The organism is Mesorhizobium sp. M1406 (assembly GCF_040317555.1).
In the GTDB taxonomy this organism is placed as follows: Bacteria; Pseudomonadota; Alphaproteobacteria; order Rhizobiales; family Rhizobiaceae; genus Mesorhizobium.
Window position 1 is genome coordinate 24,869 of the sequence record NZ_JAMYKW010000044.1, and the last position, 18,690, is coordinate 43,558.

Below are 18,690 nucleotides of genomic sequence, written 5' to 3' on the forward strand. Positions count from 1 at the left end.
GAGCGAAGCGACGCAGCGCAGACCCGTGGATGACGAAGGGGAAGGCCTCGGTCAATCTCGAATGTTTATGCTGATCAATCCAAACGAACGACGAAATCCGGGCCGCCAATAGGCCGTCCAACCCGTCAACCCCGTGTGCCCCTGGTCAGGCCTCATTCTGGCTCCCGCCCCACATGTCGTCGATCTCGTTCTTGCTCACGACGCGACCACCCTCGCCCGACCTGGTCCTCAAATCGACGGCAATGTCGGCCAACCGCTCCGCCAGAGGCGCGCGGCCTTCAGCCCCATACAGCATCTCGTCCTGCAGCCGGCGCAAGGCGAACAGCCTCGTCGTCTGGTCGGGTATGGCATTGTCGCCGGTCAGCAATTCGCCTTTCCGGACCGGCTTCAGCACCTTGCCGCCCTCGAGCAGGCCGACCGGCACTGCGCGCTGCGCACGGGCCTCGCCGACGGTCATGGTCCAGGAGCGGTAGCAGGTCTCGCCGATCGCATCGAAGGTCTCGCCGGCGGCAAGGTCGCGCTTGGCGACGGCGCACACTTCGGCCACCGGCCTTGGCAGCGGCACCATATCGGGCTTGCCGAACAGCACGATGCGGGCGGCGGTCAGCGGCACTTCCAGCGAGGTCAAATGATAAGGCCGGAACAGGCTGTAATAGGGGCCGTGGCCGATATGGAGGTCGTCCATGCGCTCGATGATGCGCGGATGCGTCGCCTCGACGATGACGAAGACGCCGGGCGCGACGCCCTTGCCGACCGTGTAGTCGACGACGCCTTTCTTCGTGAGCAGGCCGCCATCCTCGCGCGGGATGAGCACCTTGGCGAGATCGTCGCGGTCGGCCTTTGGGCCGTGCATGCCGGGCACATCGGGCGCCAGCCCGGTTGCATTGGCGATGGCGCACATTTCGACCATGGTCTTGGAACCGTCCACGAACTCGACCAGCATGCGCGGGTTCATGTTGCGGCGGACCGCTTCCTCGCGATAGTCGTCCGGCACGGCGTCATGGTTGAGCGGGTTGTTCTTGCCCTTGCCGGCCGAGACGATGGTTAGCCCAAGTGCCGACGCAAACTCGATCAGTTCCATGCAACTCGACGGCTCATCGCCCGCACCCACCGAATAGACGACGCCAAGCCGGTCGGCCTGCTGCTTGAGATAGCAGCCGATGGTGACGTCGGCCTCGACGTTCATCATCACCAGATGCTTGCCATGCTCCATCGCCATCAGGTCGAAATCGGCGGCAACGCCCGGCTTGCCGGTGGCGTCGATGACGACGTCGATCAACGGGTTGGTGACCAGCATCTCGTTCGAAGTGATGGCGATCTTGCCGTTCTCGATCGCCGCGGTGACTTTCGACGCGCTGTCGGCCTCGACCGCCATGGCCTCATCGCCATAGGCGATGCGGATGGCCTCGCGCGCGGTGTGCGGACGGCGTGTCGAAACGGCGCAAACCGAAATGCCCTTCATCAGCATGCCTTGCGTCACCAGATCGGTGCCCATCTCGCCCGAGCCGATGACGCCGATGCGCACGGGGCGGCCCTCGGCGGCGCGCCTGGCAAGATCGCGGGCAAGCCCGGTCAGGGCGACATTGGTCATGCAGGATTGTCCCATGGTTCTTGAGTTGGAGGCGGCAATAGCAGGGAAACGCCCCCTTTTGCCAACGAAACCCTCGGCCGCGGCTTCACACCACCTTGACGTAGCTCGTCATTCCCGATTTCTGATGCTCGATGACGTGGCAGTGCAGAAGCCAGTCGCCGAGATTGTCGGCGACGAGGCCCAGGCTCACCTTCTCGTTGGGCTGGATGAGATAGGTATCCGAAATCATCGGCTCAATCTGGCGCGTCGAGGACGACAACACCTTGAAGCTCATGCCGTGCAGATGCATCGGATGGGATTGCGGCGTCAGGTTTTCCATGTCGATAACATAGCTCCGGCCGAGCTTCAGTTCGGCCAGCGGCGCGGTTGGATCCGGCGTATCGCCTGACCACGGCACCTTGTTGATCGCCCAGAAGCTGTAGCCAAGCGAACCACAGATGCCGTCGCTCGGGACGTTTTCCGCCGTGGCGCTGAGCGCCAGGGAAATATGCTTGGCACTGGTGAGGTCCACTTCCGCCACCGGATTGACCTCCAGGGGTGCAACATCACGAATGGCGCGCTTGAGCGAGTTTCCCGTCGCGCGAAGGGTCGCGAGCACTTTGGGCTTGGTGCCCCTGACGTCCCGCAGGCTGACGATCGCGCCCTCGTCGTCGGGCATGCGGATGGCCAGTTCCATGCGCTGGCCGGGTCCAAGCAGCAGGGCTTCGGGAGAAAAACGCCGCGGCACCGGATTGCCGTCGAGCGCCATGACTGTCGCCTCGGCGCCGTCGACGCGAAAGGCATAGATCCGCGTGACGTCGGTGATGGCGACCCTGAGCCGCACCAGCCCTCCGGCCGGCGCGTCATATTGCGGCTGATCGAGCCAGTTGGCGGTGCGCACTGTGCCGTAAGTGCCGGTTCTCGCGGCATCGCGCGGGCGGAACTGGTCGATGAACTGACCGTCGTCGCCGAGGCGCCAGTCGCGCAGATTGATGACAATCTCGGCATCGAATTCCGGATCACCGGGGTTCTCGACCACGATCACGCCCGTCAGGCCGTGGCCCATCTGGGTCAGCGTGTTGCAATGCGGGTGGTACCAGAAGGTGCCGGCGTCGGGCGGCGTGAAGGCGTAGTCGAAATGATCGCCGGTGTAGACATAAGGCTGGACCAGAAAGGGCACGCCGTCCATCTTGTTTGGAACGCGAATACCGTGCCAGTGGATGGTCGTCGGATCGTCGATGGCGTTGACAAGACGCGCGGCAAAGGGCTCGCCCTTTTTCATTCTGAGCACGGGCGGCATTCCGGCGTTGCCGTAGGTCAGTACATCCCTGGTCTGGCCGATATCCATCAGCTTTGCCTGGATCTTTGCCGTCTGCAAAACCACCGGCTCGGGCGTGGCAGAGGCCCAGCCGCCAAGCCGACCGATGGCCGAAAACCCTATCCCGCCCACGCCGGCAACCGCGGCCGTTTTCAAAAGCCCGCGGCGTGTGAGTAGGGTCATTCGGCGTTCCAACTGCAAAGACGACTGCTTGGGTCTATCGCTATCCTGGATCAGAGGCCAGTCACCGGCGCGGATGCCGATATTGGCACATTGCATCTCGACGATGCCATGGCGATGTGTGGTTGTCGCTTGGCTTGGCCGACAACAGAACCTGCCGCTGCTATTCAGCCGCCTTGGCATGGTGTGCCGGCACGTAGTTGAGGATGGGGCCAAGCCAGCGCTCGACCTCGGCCAACGGCATAGCCTTGCGGCGCGCATAATCCTCGACCTGGTCGCGTTCGACCTTGGCGACGCCGAAATAGTAGCTTTCGGGATGCGACAGATAGATGCCTGACACGGACGAGCCCGGCCACATCGCATAGCTCTCGGTCAGGCGGACCCCGGCATTGTTCTCGCCGTCGAGCAACCGGAACAGCGTCGCCTTCTCGGTGTGGTCGGGTTGCGCCGGATAGCCGGGGGCCGGGCGGATGCCGCGATAGGGTTCGCCGATCAGCTCGTCGGGCGCCAATGATTCCTCTGGCGCGTAGCCCCAGAACTCCTTGCGCACCTTCTCATGCATGCACTCGGCAAAGGCCTCGGCGAAACGGTCGGCCAGCGCCTTGACCATGATCGACGAATAATCGTCATTCGCCCGCTCGAAACGCTCCGCGATCGCCACCTCCTCGATTCCGGCGGTGACGATGAAGCCGCCGATATGGTCGGGCTTGCCGCTGTCCATTGGCGCGACGAAATCCGACAGCGCGACATTGGCCTTGCCGTCGCGCTTGGTCAGCTGCTGGCGCAGGGTGAAGAAGGTCGCCAGTTCCTTTGAGCGCTTGTCATCCGTGAACAGCCTGATGTCATCGCCGACGGTGTTGGCCGGCCAGAAGCCGATGACGCCGCGCGGCGCAAACCATTTTTCGGCGATGATCTGCTTCAGCATCGCCTGCGCATCCTCGAACAACTGGCGGGCGGCGGGTCCTTGCGCTTCGTCTTCGAGGATCCTGGGATAGCGCCCCTTCAGCTCCCAGGTCTGGAAGAACGGCGTCCAGTCGATGTAGCGCGCGATTTCGGTCAGGTCCCAATTCTCGAAGACCTTCACGCCTGTGAAGGACGGCTTCGGCGGCTCATATTCAGACCAGTCGAGCTGATGCGCATTTGCCCTCGCCTTGGCCAGCGGCAGCCGCTGCTTGTCGGCTTCGGAGCGGGCATGCGCGTCGGCGACCCTCTTGTATTCGGCGCGCACCGTGTCGACATAGCCGCCCTTGGTCTCGTTCGACAGCAAGGACGAGACCACGCCGACCGCACGGCTGGCGTCGGTGACGTAGACCGCCTGTCCCTTGGTGTAGCGCGGGTGGATCTTCACCGCCGTGTGCACGCGGCTGGTCGTCGCGCCGCCGATCAGCAGCGGGATGTCGAAGCCTTCGCGCTCCATCTCGGCGGCCATATGCGCCATCTCATCGAGCGACGGCGTGATCAGGCCCGACAGTCCGATGATGTCGACTTGTCTCTCGCGCGCCGTCCGCAGGATCCTTGCCGCCGGCACCATGACGCCGAGGTCGATGATCTCGTAATTGTTGCAGGCGAGCACGACGCCGACGATGTTCTTGCCGATGTCGTGGACATCGCCCTTCACCGTCGCCATCAGGATCTTGCCCGCCGTCTGGCGCTCGCCATTGTCGATGCCGTTGGCGGCGTTGGCCAGCTTCTCGGCCTCCATGTGCGGCAATAGTCCGGCCACCGCCTGTTTCATCACCCGCGCGGACTTCACCACTTGCGGCAGGAACATCTTGCCCGCGCCGAACAGGTCGCCGACGACGTTCATGCCGGCCATCAGCGGGCCCTCGATGACATGCAGCGGGCGTTCCGCGGCCAGACGCGCTTCCTCGGTGTCGGCGTCGATGAATTCGGTGATGCCGTTGACCAGTGCATGGCTGATCCGCTGTTCGACTGGCAATTCGCGCCAGGCGAGATCGCGCTCCTTGGCTTCTTGGCCCGCCGTGCCCTTGAAGCGTTCGGCGATCTCCAGCATGCGTTCGGTGGCGGTGCCGCCGGCCTTGGGCACGCGGTTGAGCACGACATCCTCGCAGGCCTCGCGCAGCGCCGGCTCGATCGTGTCGTAGACGGCGAGCTGACCGGCATTGACGATGCCCATGTCCATGCCGCGCTGGATGGCATGGTAGAGGAACACGGCATGCATGGCCTCGCGCACCGGCTCGTTGCCGCGGAACGAGAACGACAGGTTCGACACGCCGCCGGAAATGTGGACATGCGGCAGCGTCCCGGTGATCTCGCCCGTGGCCTCGATGAAGTCGACGCCGTAATTGTCGTGCTCCTCTATGCCGGTGGCGATGGCGAAGACATTGGGGTCGAAGACGATATCCTCGGGCGGAAAGCCGGCCTGTTCGGTCAGGAGCTTGTAGGCGCGGGTGCAGATCTCGACCTTGCGCGCTTTGGTGTCGGCCTGGCCGTCTTCGTCGAAGGCCATGACCACCACCGCCGCGCCATAGGCGCGCACCAGCCTTGCATGATGCAGGAACGCCTCTTCGCCTTCCTTCATCGAGATGGAGTTGACCAGCGGCTTGCCCTGCACGCATTTCAGGCCAGCCTCGATGATCTCCCATTTGGAACTGTCGACCATGACAGGAACGCGGGCGATGTCCGGCTCGGCGGCGATCAGGTTGAGATATTCCACCATCGCCTTCTTCGAATCGATCAGTCCCTCGTCCATGTTGATGTCGATGATCTGGGCGCCGTTGGCGACCTGGTCGCGCGCCACGTCGAGCGCGGCGACATAGTCGCCCGCCGTGATCAGCTTCCTGAACTTGGCCGATCCGGTGACATTGGTGCGCTCGCCGACATTGACGAAGGGAATCTCGTCGGTCAGCGTGAACGGCTCCAGCCCGGAAAGGCGCATCTTGCGCTCGATCTCCGGAATGGCGCGCGGCGGATATTTCTTCACCGCTTCGGCGATGGCGCGGATGTGATCCGGGGTCGAGCCGCAGCAGCCGCCGACGACGTTGACCAGCCCCTCGCGGGCGAAATCCTCGATTTGGGCGGCCATGAATTCCGGGCTCTCGTCATAACGGCCGAATTCATTGGGCAGGCCGGCGTTGGGATAGGCGCAGGTGAAGGTGTTGGCGACGCCTGATATCTCGGCCAGATGCGCGCGCATGGCGTTGGCGCCGAGCGCGCAGTTGAGGCCGATGGTGAAGGGACTGGCATGGCGCACCGAATGCCAGAAGGCCGTCGGCGTCTGGCCGGACAGCGTGCGGCCGGACAGGTCTGTTATTGTGCCGGAAATCATCACCGGCAGGCGCACGCCCTTCTCGTTGAAGATCTCTTCTGCCGCGAAGATCGCCGCCTTGGCGTTCAGCGTGTCGAAGATCGTCTCGATCAGGATGATGTCGGCGCCACCGTCGATCAGGCCGCGCAGCTGTTCGCCATAGGCCAGGCGCAGATCGTCGAAGGTCACGGCACGATAGCCGGGATTGTTGACGTCGGGCGACATCGAGGCGGTGCGATTGGTTGGCCCCAGCGCGCCGGCAACGAAACGGCGCTTGCCGTCTTCATGCTCTGCCCTCTTCGCCGCGCGCCGCACCAGCCGCGCGCCATCGCGGTTGAGCGCATAGACGGCGTCGCCCATGCCGTAATCGGCCTGGGCGATCGAAGTCGAGGAGAAGGTGTTGGTTTCCAGAATATCCGCGCCTGCGATGGCGTATTGATAGTGGATTTCCTCGATCGCCTGCGGCTGCGTCAGGATCAGAAGATCGTTGTTGCCTTGCTGGTGGCAGGCGCAGCCGGCGAAGGCTTCGCCGCGGAACTGGTCTTCATCGAAACCCAGCCCCTGGATCTGCGTGCCCATGGCGCCGTCGAGGATGAGGATGCGCTCGCGCGCCGCCGCCGTCAGCGCCGCAAGCACCTCCGACCCGTCGGGCCTTGCCGCGACGGGGCCGAACAATGCGTCCAGCGATGCAGAATTCTGCGACATTTTTTATTCCTTTGGCGACAAGTCTTTTCATGTCACATAAGGATATCTTTATGTCAATATACGGCAAGCGCTCGTCATTGTCACGTGCTGTTGCTTTCGCCTGGCTCACGAGCGCAATCCTTCTGTCAGCGCGGGTGGCTGGACGAGGAGAAGGTCGGACAAGCATTCCGTTCGGGCAATGGATTGGGTTGGCACGACCATGGCATCTGCCTGTTCCGCGGCACGAACGAGTATCACGGAAGCCGTTTCGGGCCGATCGTTGCGGACGGTCGCGCCCGCTTTCACCGTTCTGATGGTGCCCGGTAGTTGTTTCCAAACAAGGGCTTGGAATGGTGCTGCGAGAGAGGATTGAACTCTCGACCTCTCCCTTACCAAGGGAGTGCTCTACCACTGAGCTACCGCAGCCGCTGATGGCGGGGCTTCTGCCATATCGAACCGGCAAGCGCAAGGCCAAGTGCAACGCTTCTGTGAAAGCCTTTGCCGGATAGCTTTTATCGACATGGCGGCGCCACAATGTTGGCTATCCCTGATTGACGGGTTGGCTGGTCGCCGGCCGGGACGGGACGATGAACGACAAGACAATTCCACTGAAAAGGGCTGGTCCAGCGAAAAAGAGCGGCGCCAACCGCCAGGACCGGCTGGCCGAGCAATTGCGCGCCAATTTGCAGAAACGCAAGGCGCAGTCGCGCTCGCGGCGCGCTGGCGATGCGGATCAGCGGCCGGACGGGCTCGGCGCGGCAAAGGAAATACAAAAAGATTAACTCAAATCGGCCACTCTTGGCCCGGGATGGGGCGAAATCCTATTTCTTGAACCAGCCAATTCCTTGAACCAGATTGGCCAATGGTCTAGACGGGCCGCTACTCAAACGATTGAACCGGCTTTTTCGAGCCGAGAGGGACGTTCTTCCATGGATCGCATCAGAATTGTCGGGGGCAACAAGCTCTCCGGAAGCATTCCGATCTCGGGCGCGAAAAACGCGGCCCTGCCCCTGATGATCGCCTCGCTCTTGACCGACGACACGCTGACGCTGGAAAACGTGCCGCATCTGGCCGATGTCGAGCAGTTGATCCGCATCCTGGGCAATCACGGCGTCGATTATTCGGTCAATGGCCGCCGCGAGAAGCAGAATGAGGGCTATTCGCGCACCATCAATTTCTCCGCCCGCAACATCGTCGACACGACGGCACCGTATGAGCTGGTGTCGAAGATGAGGGCGTCGTTCTGGGTGATCGGGCCGCTGCTGGCCCGCATGGGCGAGGCCAAGGTGTCGCTGCCTGGCGGTTGCGCCATCGGCACGCGCCCGGTCGATCTGTTCCTCGAAGGCTTGCAGGCGCTGGGCGCCGATATCGACGTCGACACCGGCTATGTCATCGCTAAAACCCGAAATGGCCGCCTTGTCGGCAACCGCTATGTGTTCCCGAAGGTCTCTGTCGGCGCCACCCATGTGCTGATGATGGCCGCGGCCCTGGCCAAGGGCGAGACGGTGCTGGAAAATGCCGCCTGCGAACCCGAAATCGTCAACCTCGCCGAGTGCCTCAATGCCATGGGCGCCAAGATTTCCGGCGCCGGCACGCCTGTTATCACCATCGATGGCGTCGAATCGCTGTCGGGTGCCCGCGTGCGCGTCATTCCCGACCGTATCGAGACCGGCACCTACGCAATGGCGGTGGCAATGACCGGCGGCGACGTCGTGCTCGAGGGCGCACGCCCCGAACTGCTGCAGACCGCGCTCGACGTGATCTCGCAGACGGGTGCGGAGATCACGCAAACCAATTCCGGCATTCGTGTGAAGCGCAACGGCGCCGGCATTTTGCCGGTCGACGTGACGACAGCGCCGTTCCCGGCCTTCCCGACCGATTTGCAGGCGCAGTTCATGGGCCTGATGACGATGGCCAAGGGCAAGTCGCGCATCACCGAGACGATTTTCGAAAACCGCTTCATGCATGTGCAGGAACTGGCCCGGCTCGGCGCCCACATTACGCTTTCGGGCCAGACGGCAATCGTCGACGGCGTGCCGAAATTGAAGGGCGCGCCGGTCATGGCGACCGATCTTCGCGCCTCGGTCTCGCTGGTCATCGCCGGCCTGGCTGCCGAAGGCGAGACGACGGTCAACCGCGTCTATCATCTCGACCGCGGCTTCGAGCGGCTGGAAGAAAAGCTGTCCAACTGCGGCGCGGTGATCGAGCGGATTTCCGCATAGGCCATTCGCAAGGCCGTGCGGTGCGGTTGCGCGGACGGGAAAGACCGCCTAACAGAAGGTTCAGTTATCAACCTTCAGGTGCGAAATCCGCATGACTGCCCTTAAGCTTATCGCGCTCGACGACCAGGATCTGAGCATCGTTTCGGCCCATGTCCAGGATGCCGTGATGAAGGTCAGTGACCTCGAATTCCTGCCCGCGGCCAAGCGTTTCCTGCTGACCATGAACCGTTTCGTCTGGGAGGCCAAATCCGGCCTGTTTCGCCAGCACAATGAGCGGCGGCAGGCGGTGCTGCATTTCGACCGGGTGCTTGGTGCCAAGACCAACGGCATCGCCCGCGACAAGCCGGCTGAGGTCCTTTCCCTGCTGGCGATCAGCTTCATCGAGATCAGCAAGCCGGCCGGTATCATCGAACTGATCTTTGCGGGCGGCGGCACCATCATGCTCGATGTCGAGTGCATCGAGGCCCGCCTTGCCGACATAGGCGGCGCGTGGGAAGCCAGCTCGCGCCCGATCCACAAGGCCTGAACATCCGATGGCCATCACGCTTCGTCAGTCCGACGCCGATTTCGAGCAGCGTTTCGCCGCCTTCCTCCTGACCAAGCGGGAAGTGTCCGCCGACGTCGATGCCGCGGTGCGCGACATCATCGCGCGCGTGCGCGCAGAGGGCGACGCGGCGTTGATCGACTATTCGCAGAAATTCGATCGCGCCGATCTGGCTGGATTAGGCATCGCCGTCTCGAAGGACGACATCGCCCAGGCTTACAAGGCCGCCGACCCAAAAACGATCGAGGCGCTGGAATTCGCGCGCGACCGCATCCGCTCGCATCACGAACGGCAGCGGCCGAAGGACGATCGCTATACCGATGCCGCCGGCGTCGAACTCGGTTGGCGCTGGACGGCGATCGAGGCGGTCGGGCTCTATGTGCCGGGCGGCACGGCGAGCTATCCAAGCTCGGTGCTGATGAACGCCGTCCCGGCCAGGGTGGCCGGCGTCGAGCGCATCGTCATGGTCGTGCCGGCGCCAGGCGGCATCATCAACCCGCTGGTGCTGGTGGCCGCGGATATATCAGGCGTGTCGGAAATCTACCGCGTCGGCGGCGCCCAGGCGATCGCAGCGCTTGCCTATGGCACCGAAACGATCCGGCCGGTCGCCAAGATCGTCGGCCCGGGCAATGCCTATGTCGCCGCGGCCAAGCGCCAGGTGTTCGGCACCGTCGGCATCGACATGATCGCCGGGCCGTCGGAAGTGCTCGTCGTGGCCGACGGCAGCAACGACCCGGACTGGATCGCCGCCGACTTGCTGGCCCAGGCCGAGCACGATGCGTCGGCGCAGTCGATTCTGGTCACCGACGACCCGGCCTTCGGCATCGCCGTCGAACAGGCGGTCGAACACCAGTTGCAGAACCTGCCGCGCGCCGAAACGGCAGCGGCAAGCTGGCGCGATTTCGGCGCGGTGATCCTGGTGCCGACGATCGAGGCAGCGCTGCCGCTGGTCGACCGTATCGCCGCCGAACATGTCGAATTGGCAATCGACGATCCCGAGGATTTCCTGTCGCGGATGCGCAATGCGGGTGCCGTCTTTCTCGGCCGCCATACCCCGGAAGCCATCGGCGACTATGTCGGCGGATCCAACCATGTGCTGCCAACGGCACGTTCGGCACGTTTCTCGTCCGGGCTGTCCGTGCTCGATTTCGTCAAGCGCACCTCGATCCTCAAGCTTGGGCCGGAGCAGTTGCGGATCTTGGCGCCGGCGGCGATCGCGCTGGCCAAGGCGGAAGGCCTTGATGCACATGCACGTTCCGTCGCCATACGGTTGAACATGTAGCCGCCATGTCCGACTCCGATCAAACCCGCGCCAGGCTGATCGATGTCGAACTCGATGAATCGATCGGCCGCTCGACACCCGATGTCGAGCATGAACGCGCGGTGGCGATCTTCGACCTGATCGAGGAAAACAGTTTTCAACCCGTCAATGACGGCGGCGCCGGCCCTTATCGGCTGAAACTGTCGCTGGCCGAGAAGCGCCTGGTCTTTGCTGTGGCGCGAGAGGATGGGGCCCCCGTCGTCACCCATATCTTGTCGCTGACGCCGCTCAGGCGCATCGTCAAGGACTACTACATGATCTGCGAAAGCTACTATGACGCCATCCGCTCCTCGACGCCAAGCCACATCGAGGCGATCGACATGGGCCGCCGCGGCCTGCACAATGAAGGCTCGCGGACGCTGATGGACCGGCTTTCCGGCAAGATCGACATCGATTTCGATACGGCGCGCCGGCTGTTCACGCTGGTCTGCGTGCTTCACTGGCGGGGCTAGCCCTGGCACCCGGCGTCCTTCCCCGTTCGATCCTGTTCCTGTGCGGCATGAATGCCGTGCGCTCGCCGATGGCGGAGCAACTGGCGAGGCGGATGCTGCCTGCCACCATCTTCGTCGCCTCGGCCGGCGTTCGCGCGGGCGAGCGCGATCCGTTCGTCGATGCGGTGCTGGCCGAGGAGGGTCTCACACTGGGCGAGCGTCACCCAAGGACGATGGACGATCTCGAGGACGACTATTTCGACCTCATCGTCACGCTGTCTCCGGAAGCGCACCACGCGGCTCTCGAACTCACCCGCTCGCTCGCCGTCGAGGTCGAATACTGGCCGATGCCGGACCCTACCGATGCCGACGGCACGCGCGAACGGATCATGGCCAGTTATCGCGACGTGCGCGAGCGGCTGAAGTTGCGCATAGGCCGACGTTTTTTGCTTCCGGAAGCTAAAAACGCGACGGATTAAGCGTGTTCACAAGCGGGCGATTATCATATAGGTTCCGCCGAAATTCCGGCAGAGTCGGATGATTTCAGGTCTGTTCGACCTGAAATCTGAATCCGCCTCTAAATCAAGAAGTAGAGCATGATGTCGTCCGAAAACCGCTTCACACTTTTCGGCATCATGCTCTAGGCGCTGGAACTACCATCCAAGCAAAGGTATCGAATGCCGAAGGAAGAAGTCCTCGAGTTTCCGGGTGTCGTGACGGAATTGTTGCCCAACGCGATGTTCCGGGTAAAGCTCGAAAACGAACATGAGATCATTGCCCATACGGCCGGCCGCATGCGCAAGAACCGCATCCGCGTGCTGACCGGCGACAAGGTTCTGGTCGAGATGACGCCATACGACCTGACCAAGGGCCGCATCACCTATCGTTTCAAGTAAGCCAAGCCCGACTGGTCCGCGATGAGCATTTTGCAGAAGCTGGTGCTTGCCTCGGGTTCGCCGCGCCGGATCGAGCTCTTGCAGCAGGCCGGCATCGAGCCGGACCGCGTGCTGCCGGCCGATGTCGACGAAACGCCGCTGCGTGCAGAGCATCCGCGCTCGCTGGCCAAGCGGCTGTCGAAGGAAAAGGCCGAGAAGGCGTTCGCGTCGCTGAAGACCGAAGCCGACTACGCGCCGGGCTTCGTGCTGGCCGCGGACACGGTGGTCGCCGTCGGGCGGCGCATCCTGCCCAAGGCAGAAACCCTCGACGACGCCGCCAACTGCCTCGGGCTGTTGTCCGGCCGTTCGCACCGGGTCTATTCCGGCATCTGCCTGATCACGCCGGGCGGCAAACTGCGCCAGCGGCTGGTCGAGACGCGGGTGCGCTTCAAGCGGCTGCCGCGCGAGGAAATCGACGCCTATGTCGCCTCGGGCGAATGGCGCGGCAAGGCCGGCGGCTACGCCGTCCAGGGTCTCGCCGGCGCGTTCGTCGTCAAGCTGGTCGGTTCCTACACCAACGTCGTCGGGCTGCCGCTCTATGAGACGGTGGCGCTGTTGAGCGGCGAAGGCTTCAAGGTGCATGGCGGCTGGCTGTCAGGCGCACGGCTATGAGTTCCGACCCCAAAGTCACGCCCTTGCGTCCAAAGCGCCCCTGCCCCGAATGCGGCAAGCCATCGGCGCGCGACACTTTTCCGTTCTGCTCGACGCGCTGCAAGGACATCGACCTCAACCGCTGGCTGAAGGGCGCCTATGTCATCAAGGCCCGCGACGACGAGGAAGAGACCGACCCCGACGCTCCTAAATAAGGCGTCAGGCGGCCTCGGTCTTGCGCGCCACGCGCGCCCAGGCCGGCAGCCAGTCGCCATGAGCGGCGAGAAGGTCGTCGACCAGTGACCAGATCTGGTCGAGATCGAGTTCGGCGGCGGTATGCGGATCCATCATCGCCGCATGGTAGATGTGCTCGCGGTTCTCCGTCATCAGCGCCCGCACCGTCAGTTCCTGCACGTTGATGTTGGTGCGGATCAGCGCGGTCAATTGCGGCGGCAGTTCGCCGATATAAGTCGGCTGGATGCCGGATGCATCGACCAGGCACGGCACTTCGGCGGCGCAATCGCGAGGCAGCGAGGTGATGCAGCCATTGTTGCGGACATTGCCGTAGATCACCGACGGTTCGCCGGTCCAGACCGAATTCATGATCGAGGAGGCATATTCCTTCGACTGCTCGACCTCGATGCGATCGGCCGAACGATAGGCTTCCGCCTGTCCCTTCCAGCGCTCGATCTGCTCGATGCAGCGCTTGGGATATTCATCCAGCGGGATGCCGTACTTCTCGATCAGGTCCGGGCGGCCGTCCTTGATGAAATAGGGCGTGTATTCGGCGAAATGTTCCGAGCTTTCGGTGACGAAATAGCCGAGCCTGGTCAGCATCTCGTAGCGCACCTTGTTAGGGCAGCGCGGGTTCCAGCCAGGCTTGGGCGCACGGCCTTCGCGATAGGCGCGCACCAGATCTGGATAGAGATTGCGGTAGGAACCGTCCGGCTGGCGATGCTCGAAGCTGAGATAAAAGGCCATGTGGTTGATGCCGGCCGAGCGATAGCGGATTTCTTCGTAAGGAATGTCGAGATCGTGCGCCAGTTCCATTGCCGTGCCCTGCACCGAATGGCAGAGGCCGACCTGCCTGATCTCAGGATATTTCTCTGATATCGCCCAGGTGTTGATCGCCATCGGGTTGACATATTGCAGCATGATCGCCTGCGGGCAGACGGCGAGCATGTCCTCGCAGACCTTCCACAGATGCGGCACGGTCCGGAGGCCCCGCATGATGCCGCCGACGCCGAGCGTGTCGGCGATCGTCTGGCGCAGGCCGTATTTCTTCGGCACTTCGAAATCGGTGACCGTGCATGGCTCATAACCGCCGATCTGGAAGGCGACGACGACGAAGTCGGCGCCAGCCAGCGCCTTGCGCTGGTCCGAATGGGTCTCGGTCTTTGCCTTGACGCCGAGTGTCGCGATCAGCTTGTTGACGACGATGGCGCTCTCTTCCAGCCGCTGCGGATTGACGTCCATCAGCGCGATCGTCGCGCCCGAAAGCGACGGGCGCTGTAGCACGTCGCCGACAATGTTCTTCATGAACACCGTCGAGCCGGCGCCGATGAAAGTGATCTTGGGATTTCTTGCCATGCTAACCTCCGGCATATGTTCAGGCCACGTCGAAAGCGGCCCTGACGAGCCGTTCGGTGTAGGCGGTCTTGGGATTGGACAGGACGTCGTCGACGGGGCCCTGCTCGACGATCTTGCCGTTCTGCATGACGATGACGCGATGGCACAGTGCACGCACCACCTTGAGGTCGTGCGAGATGAAGAGGTAGCTGAGGCCGCGCTCGTCCTGCAGCTTGCGCAGCAGGTCGATGATCTGCGCCTGAACGGACAGGTCCAGCGCCGATGTCGGCTCGTCGAGCAGGATGAATTCAGGTTCCAATGCGATGGCGCGGGCGATCGCGACGCGTTGCCGCTGGCCGCCGGAGAATTCGTGCGGAAACCGCGACAGTATATCGCCGGGCATGCCGGCGCTGACCAGCGCCTCGCGCACCCGATCGACCCGCTCGCGCCGTGTCGCCCCTATGCTGTTGACGATCAGCCCTTCCTCGATGATCTGGCCGATCGTCATGCGCGGGTTGAGCGAGGAGAACGGATCCTGGAAGACGATCTGCATGCGCGAGCGCAGCGGCCGCATCTCGGCCCGCGACAGGCCGTGGATCGGCCTGCCATCGAAGCGTATCTCGCCGCGCTTGGTATCTATCAACCGGAGCAGGGCCTGGCCGAAGGTGGTCTTGCCGGAACCGGACTCGCCGACCAGCCCCAGCGTCTCATGGCGGCACAGGCTAAGGCTGAGATCGTCGACGGCGACCAGTTCGCGCCAGTCCGGTTTCAGGAAGGTGCCGTGGCGCAGCATGAAGGAGACACGCACGCCGCTGGCCTCGAGAATGGTGCCGCAGCCCTCAGGCAGCGGTTTCGGCTGTCCGCGCGGCTCGGAAGCCAGCAGCCGCCTCGTATAGGGATGCCGCGGATCGGCGAAGAGCCGTTCGGTGACGTTGTGCTCGCACATTTCGCCATGCTGCATGACATAGACGTAGTCGGAGAACTGACGCACGACGGTCAGGTCGTGGGTAATCAGGATCACCGCCATGCGCAGCTCTTTCTGCAGGCTGCGGATCAGGTTCAGGATCTGGGCCTGGACGGTGACATCGAGCGCCGTGGTCGGCTCATCGGCGATCAGCACATCGGGATTGTTGGCCAGCGCCATGGCAATCATCACGCGCTGGCGTTGTCCGCCCGATAGCTGGTGCGGATACTGCTTGAGCCGCGCGACAGGATCGGGAATCTGCACGTGCTGCAGAAGTTCGAGTGCTCGCGCCCAGGCCCGCTTGCGGCTGACCTTGCGATGCACCCTGATCGCCTCGACGATCTGGCTGCCGACCGTATAGATCGGGTTGAGGGAGCTCATCGGCTCCTGGAAGATCATCGAGATGCGGTTGCCGCGCAGCTTGCGCCGGGCGCTCTCGGGAAACTTCAGGATGTTTTGCCCGTCGTAACAGACACTCGACCCGGGCGACACCGTGGCGCGCCGCGACAGCAGGCCCATGACGGTGCGCGCCGTCACCGACTTTCCGGAACCGGATTCGCCGACGATTGCGATCGTCTCGCCGCGATAGAGCTGGAACGAGATGTCCTTGACCGCGTCGACGACGCCATACTCGACCTTGAAGGCCACGGCGACGTTGCGGGCGTCGATGATGGGCTGGTCCTGGCGTCCGTCATGGTCGTGACGGACGGTTGGTGCAAAGGATTCGGCGAGCGCGACTGTCATCTGTTCCACCTCAATAGGGGTCGACGGCGTCGCGCAGGCCGTCGCCCAGCGCGTTGAAGGCAAAGACGGTGACGAGCACGAAACCTACCGGCGACAGGATCCAGGGATAGGTGCCGATGACGGAATAGGTCGCGGTGTCCTGCAGCATCAGGCCCCACGAGATCAGCGGCGGCTTGACGGCGAAGCCGAGGAAACCGAGGAACGATTCAAGCAGCACCACCGTCGGGATCGCCAGCGTCACGGCGACGATCACATGGCTCATCACATTGGGGAAGATGTGCTGCATGATGATGCGCCGGTCGGTGGCGCCGACCGCCATGGCGGCGCGCACATACTCGATCCGCGCCAGCGCCAAAGTCTTGCCGCGCACCTCGCGCGACATCTGCGCCCAACCCAATGCCGACATGACGATGATGACGAAAGCGAGGAAGACATTGGTGGGCGCGGTAACCGGGATCAATGTCGTCAGCGCCAGGTAAAGCGGCAGTTGCGGGAAGGCGAGCACCAGTTCGACGAAACGCTGCATCCAGACATCGAACCTGCCGCCGAAATAGCCGGAGACCATGCCGACGGTGGTGCCGATGACGGTGATGATGAAGACGACCGTCAGCGCGATCATAAGCGAGACGCGCGAGCCATGGATGGCGCGGGACAGCACGTCGCGGCCGAACTTGTCGGTGCCGAGGAAATGCACCGGCTGGCCGTCCAGAGAGCCGAACAAATGCCGGTCCGCCGGCAACAGCCCGAACAGCTTGTAGGGCGCGCCATGCACGAAGAAACCAAGCAGCCTTGGATGGTCATAGTCGGGGCCGACGACGGGCTGGAAGGTGACCGGATCGAGATCCGCCGAATCGGCCAGCGCATAGACCCTCGGCCGCGCGGTGAAACCTCCGTCCTTGTCATGGAAAACAGGCACCTGCGGCGGAGCGAAGCCGACATCCGTGACCTTCGGGTCCATCGGCGCGATGAACTCGGCGAACACGGCCATTATCAACAGGAGCACGACAAGCCAAAGCCCGGCCGTGCCGGTCCAGGAGCGCTTCAACCGGCGCCAGACAAGGGCGATATAGCTCTCATTGCCGCGCTGCGGCTTCCCGATGGCGCCTTCGGCGGGCAGCGGTGGTGGCAGATTGTCGAAAGCCAGCATCTAACCCTCCCCGAACTGGCGCACGCGCGGATCGAGCAGCACGAGCAGCATGTCGGCGATGATGTTGCCGACGATCAGCGTCGCCGACAGCACCATCATGAACGTGGCGGTGACATAGACGTCGCCGACAGCCATGGAACCGACGATCGCCGGGCCAACGGTCGGGAGCGCGAAGATGATCGCGGTCTCGATCTCGCCGGTTAGCATGTAGGGCAGCACCACGCCCTGATACATGACGAGCGGGTGCAGCGCGTTGGGCACGGCGTGGCGCATGACGACGGCGGCACCGGTCAGCCCCTTGGCCCTGGCCGTCTCGACATATTGCGCGTTCAGCGTGTCGAGCAGATTGCCGCGCATGACGCGCATGTTGTAGGCGAGGCCGCCGAAGGTGGCGATCGCAACGACCGGCCAGACATGCTTGACCAGGTCGACGAATTTGGCCCACGACCACGGCGCGCCGCCATATTGCGGCGAGAAGAAGCTGCCGATCTCCGACACGTTGAACTGGAAGACCAGGAGATAGACGATGATCAGCGCCATCAGGAAGCGCGGCACCGTCATGCCGAGGAAAGAGATCGCGGAAAGTGTCGAGTCGATCCAGGTGTATTGCCGCGTCGCCGCCCATATGCCGAATGTGATGCCGAGCACCGAGGCGAGCAGATGGCAGACCAGTGCCAGAATGAGCGTGCGCGGCAGGCGCTCGCCGACCACATCGGCGACCGGCTTGTTGTAATAGAGGCTGTAGCCGAAATCGCCGCGGGTGATGATGCCGCCGATCCAGTTGAGATACTGGACAGGCAGCGGCTTATCGAGGCCATGCTCGATGCGATAGGCGTTGGCCTGCGCGTCGGCCTCGGCGAAGGAAGCTCCACCCTGGTTGATCGCCTGCGAGCGGATGTAGTCGGCATAGTCGCCCGGCGGCGCCTGGATGATGGCAAAGGTGACCAGGCTCAAAATGGCGAGGACCGGTATTGCCGACGCTATGCGCGTGAGCAGGAATCGCAACATGGACGGTCCGTTTCTTGTCTCGCCGATCGCATCCTTTGGTTGCGTCCGGAGGTTTGACTTTGTCGGGGGGGGCCCGCCGCGGGGCCCGCGGGGGCAGAGGGAGGGGGGGGGGGAGAGAATAATAGGGGGGGTTTTTGATGGCGGTGCGGGGGGCGGGGGCGGGGGGCACAGAAAAATTAACGGGGTGTTGGGCG

At 63.3% G+C, this 18,690-nt stretch carries 16 protein-coding genes, 1 tRNA gene and 1 pseudogene; 10 read left to right on the top strand and 8 right to left on the bottom strand.

Annotated features, from left to right (window positions below):
• Window positions 1–145 precede the first annotated feature (145 nt).
• From NKH03_RS26095 to metH, 3 genes are all read right to left on the bottom strand, one after another.
• A complete protein-coding gene (locus tag NKH03_RS26095; protein WP_352971471.1) occupies window positions 146–1,591 on the bottom strand; it encodes an NAD(P)H-dependent oxidoreductase in 1,446 nt (481 codons plus the stop codon).
• An 85-nt stretch (window positions 1,592–1,676) separates the two neighbouring features.
• Window positions 1,677–3,071, bottom strand: coding sequence for a multicopper oxidase family protein (locus NKH03_RS26100; protein WP_352971473.1), 1,395 nt, complete (start codon window positions 3,069–3,071; stop codon window positions 1,677–1,679).
• Window positions 3,072–3,231: 160 nt separating this feature from the next.
• The gene (gene metH / locus NKH03_RS26105) at window positions 3,232–7,041 is read right to left on the bottom strand and encodes a methionine synthase (RefSeq protein WP_352971475.1); all 3,810 of its coding nucleotides are present in this window, start codon (window positions 7,039–7,041) and stop codon (window positions 3,232–3,234) included.
• A 126-nt stretch (window positions 7,042–7,167) separates the two neighbouring features.
• Here metH and NKH03_RS35075 point away from each other — a divergent pair.
• Window positions 7,168–7,275, top strand: a pseudogene (locus NKH03_RS35075) (SAM-dependent methyltransferase); the annotation flags it as partial.
• A gap of 96 nt (window positions 7,276–7,371) precedes the next feature.
• Here NKH03_RS35075 and NKH03_RS26110 read toward each other — a convergent pair.
• Window positions 7,372–7,446 (bottom strand) — tRNA-Thr (locus NKH03_RS26110).
• A gap of 161 nt (window positions 7,447–7,607) precedes the next feature.
• Here NKH03_RS26110 and NKH03_RS26115 point away from each other — a divergent pair.
• The 9 genes from NKH03_RS26115 to yacG all read left to right on the top strand — a co-directional run bounded on the left by NKH03_RS26115 (window position 7,608) and on the right by yacG (window position 13,279).
• Entirely contained in the window at window positions 7,608–7,802 is a 195-nt protein-coding gene (locus NKH03_RS26115; RefSeq protein WP_352971477.1) for a hypothetical protein, read from the top strand.
• A gap of 147 nt (window positions 7,803–7,949) precedes the next feature.
• Complete coding sequence (murA, locus tag NKH03_RS26120) at window positions 7,950–9,242, top strand: UDP-N-acetylglucosamine 1-carboxyvinyltransferase (protein ID WP_352869686.1); 1,293 nt, start codon at window positions 7,950–7,952, stop codon at window positions 9,240–9,242.
• Between the two features lie 91 nt (window positions 9,243–9,333).
• A complete protein-coding gene (locus tag NKH03_RS26125) occupies window positions 9,334–9,768 on the top strand; it encodes a DUF2948 family protein (protein WP_352971478.1) in 435 nt (144 codons plus the stop codon).
• Between the two features lie 7 nt (window positions 9,769–9,775).
• On the top strand, window positions 9,776–11,068 hold the full coding sequence (gene hisD / locus NKH03_RS26130; protein WP_352971480.1) for a histidinol dehydrogenase: 1,293 nt from the start codon (window positions 9,776–9,778) through the stop codon (window positions 11,066–11,068).
• A 5-nt stretch (window positions 11,069–11,073) separates the two neighbouring features.
• Window positions 11,074–11,559: a UPF0262 family protein gene (locus NKH03_RS26135; protein WP_352869692.1), complete on the top strand. Its 486-nt coding sequence runs from the start codon at window positions 11,074–11,076 to the stop codon at window positions 11,557–11,559.
• The gene (locus tag NKH03_RS26140) at window positions 11,547–12,017 is read left to right on the top strand and encodes an arsenate-mycothiol transferase ArsC (RefSeq protein ID WP_352971489.1); all 471 of its coding nucleotides are present in this window, start codon (window positions 11,547–11,549) and stop codon (window positions 12,015–12,017) included. Before NKH03_RS26135 ends, NKH03_RS26140 begins: the two co-directional genes overlap by 13 nt.
• Before the next feature lie 198 nt (window positions 12,018–12,215).
• Window positions 12,216–12,434, top strand: a complete 219-nt coding sequence (gene infA / locus NKH03_RS26145; protein WP_006200926.1) for a translation initiation factor IF-1 — start codon at window positions 12,216–12,218, stop codon at window positions 12,432–12,434.
• Between the two features lie 21 nt (window positions 12,435–12,455).
• Entirely contained in the window at window positions 12,456–13,085 is a 630-nt protein-coding gene (locus NKH03_RS26150; RefSeq protein WP_127296630.1) for a Maf-like protein, read from the top strand.
• Window positions 13,082–13,279 carry a DNA gyrase inhibitor YacG gene (gene yacG, locus NKH03_RS26155; RefSeq protein ID WP_352628423.1) on the top strand — a complete coding sequence of 66 codons (198 nt, stop codon included), beginning with the start codon at window positions 13,082–13,084 and terminating at the stop codon, window positions 13,277–13,279. The genes NKH03_RS26150 and yacG overlap by 4 nt, the downstream gene beginning before the upstream one ends.
• A 4-nt stretch (window positions 13,280–13,283) precedes the next feature.
• Here the strand turns inward: yacG and NKH03_RS26160 are convergent, their stop codons facing one another.
• From NKH03_RS26160 to NKH03_RS26175, 4 genes are read right to left on the bottom strand one after another with little or no spacing between them, the layout of a single operon-like run.
• Window positions 13,284–14,654, bottom strand: coding sequence for an alpha-glucosidase/alpha-galactosidase (locus tag NKH03_RS26160; RefSeq protein WP_352971483.1), 1,371 nt, complete (start codon window positions 14,652–14,654; stop codon window positions 13,284–13,286).
• Window positions 14,655–14,673: 19 nt separating this feature from the next.
• A complete protein-coding gene (locus NKH03_RS26165) occupies window positions 14,674–16,341 on the bottom strand; it encodes an ABC transporter ATP-binding protein (RefSeq protein WP_352971485.1) in 1,668 nt (555 codons plus the stop codon).
• A 10-nt stretch (window positions 16,342–16,351) separates the two neighbouring features.
• Window positions 16,352–17,488, bottom strand: a complete 1,137-nt coding sequence (locus NKH03_RS26170) for an ABC transporter permease (protein WP_352883664.1) — start codon at window positions 17,486–17,488, stop codon at window positions 16,352–16,354.
• Window positions 17,489–18,496: an ABC transporter permease gene (locus NKH03_RS26175; protein ID WP_352971487.1), complete on the bottom strand. Its 1,008-nt coding sequence runs from the start codon at window positions 18,494–18,496 to the stop codon at window positions 17,489–17,491. It abuts the gene before it with no gap.
• Between the last annotated feature and the right edge of the window lie 194 nt (window positions 18,497–18,690).

Coding starts and splice junctions, on each gene's coding strand:
- NKH03_RS26095 (WP_352971471.1), bottom strand. CDS start 1,591: ATGACCAATGTCGCCCTGACCGGGCTTGCCCGCGATCTTGCCAGGCGC.
- NKH03_RS26100 (WP_352971473.1), bottom strand. CDS start 3,071: ATGACCCTACTCACACGCCGCGGGCTTTTGAAAACGGCCGCGGTTGCC.
- metH (WP_352971475.1), bottom strand. CDS start 7,041: ATGTCGCAGAATTCTGCATCGCTGGACGCATTGTTCGGCCCCGTCGCG.
- NKH03_RS26115 (WP_352971477.1), top strand. CDS start 7,608: ATGAACGACAAGACAATTCCACTGAAAAGGGCTGGTCCAGCGAAAAAG.
- murA (WP_352869686.1), top strand. CDS start 7,950: ATGGATCGCATCAGAATTGTCGGGGGCAACAAGCTCTCCGGAAGCATT.
- NKH03_RS26125 (WP_352971478.1), top strand. CDS start 9,334: ATGACTGCCCTTAAGCTTATCGCGCTCGACGACCAGGATCTGAGCATC.
- hisD (WP_352971480.1), top strand. CDS start 9,776: ATGGCCATCACGCTTCGTCAGTCCGACGCCGATTTCGAGCAGCGTTTC.
- NKH03_RS26135 (WP_352869692.1), top strand. CDS start 11,074: ATGTCCGACTCCGATCAAACCCGCGCCAGGCTGATCGATGTCGAACTC.
- infA (WP_006200926.1), top strand. CDS start 12,216: ATGCCGAAGGAAGAAGTCCTCGAGTTTCCGGGTGTCGTGACGGAATTG.
- NKH03_RS26150 (WP_127296630.1), top strand. CDS start 12,456: ATGAGCATTTTGCAGAAGCTGGTGCTTGCCTCGGGTTCGCCGCGCCGG.
- yacG (WP_352628423.1), top strand. CDS start 13,082: ATGAGTTCCGACCCCAAAGTCACGCCCTTGCGTCCAAAGCGCCCCTGC.
- NKH03_RS26160 (WP_352971483.1), bottom strand. CDS start 14,654: ATGGCAAGAAATCCCAAGATCACTTTCATCGGCGCCGGCTCGACGGTG.
- NKH03_RS26165 (WP_352971485.1), bottom strand. CDS start 16,341: ATGACAGTCGCGCTCGCCGAATCCTTTGCACCAACCGTCCGTCACGAC.
- NKH03_RS26170 (WP_352883664.1), bottom strand. CDS start 17,488: ATGCTGGCTTTCGACAATCTGCCACCACCGCTGCCCGCCGAAGGCGCC.
- NKH03_RS26175 (WP_352971487.1), bottom strand. CDS start 18,496: ATGTTGCGATTCCTGCTCACGCGCATAGCGTCGGCAATACCGGTCCTC.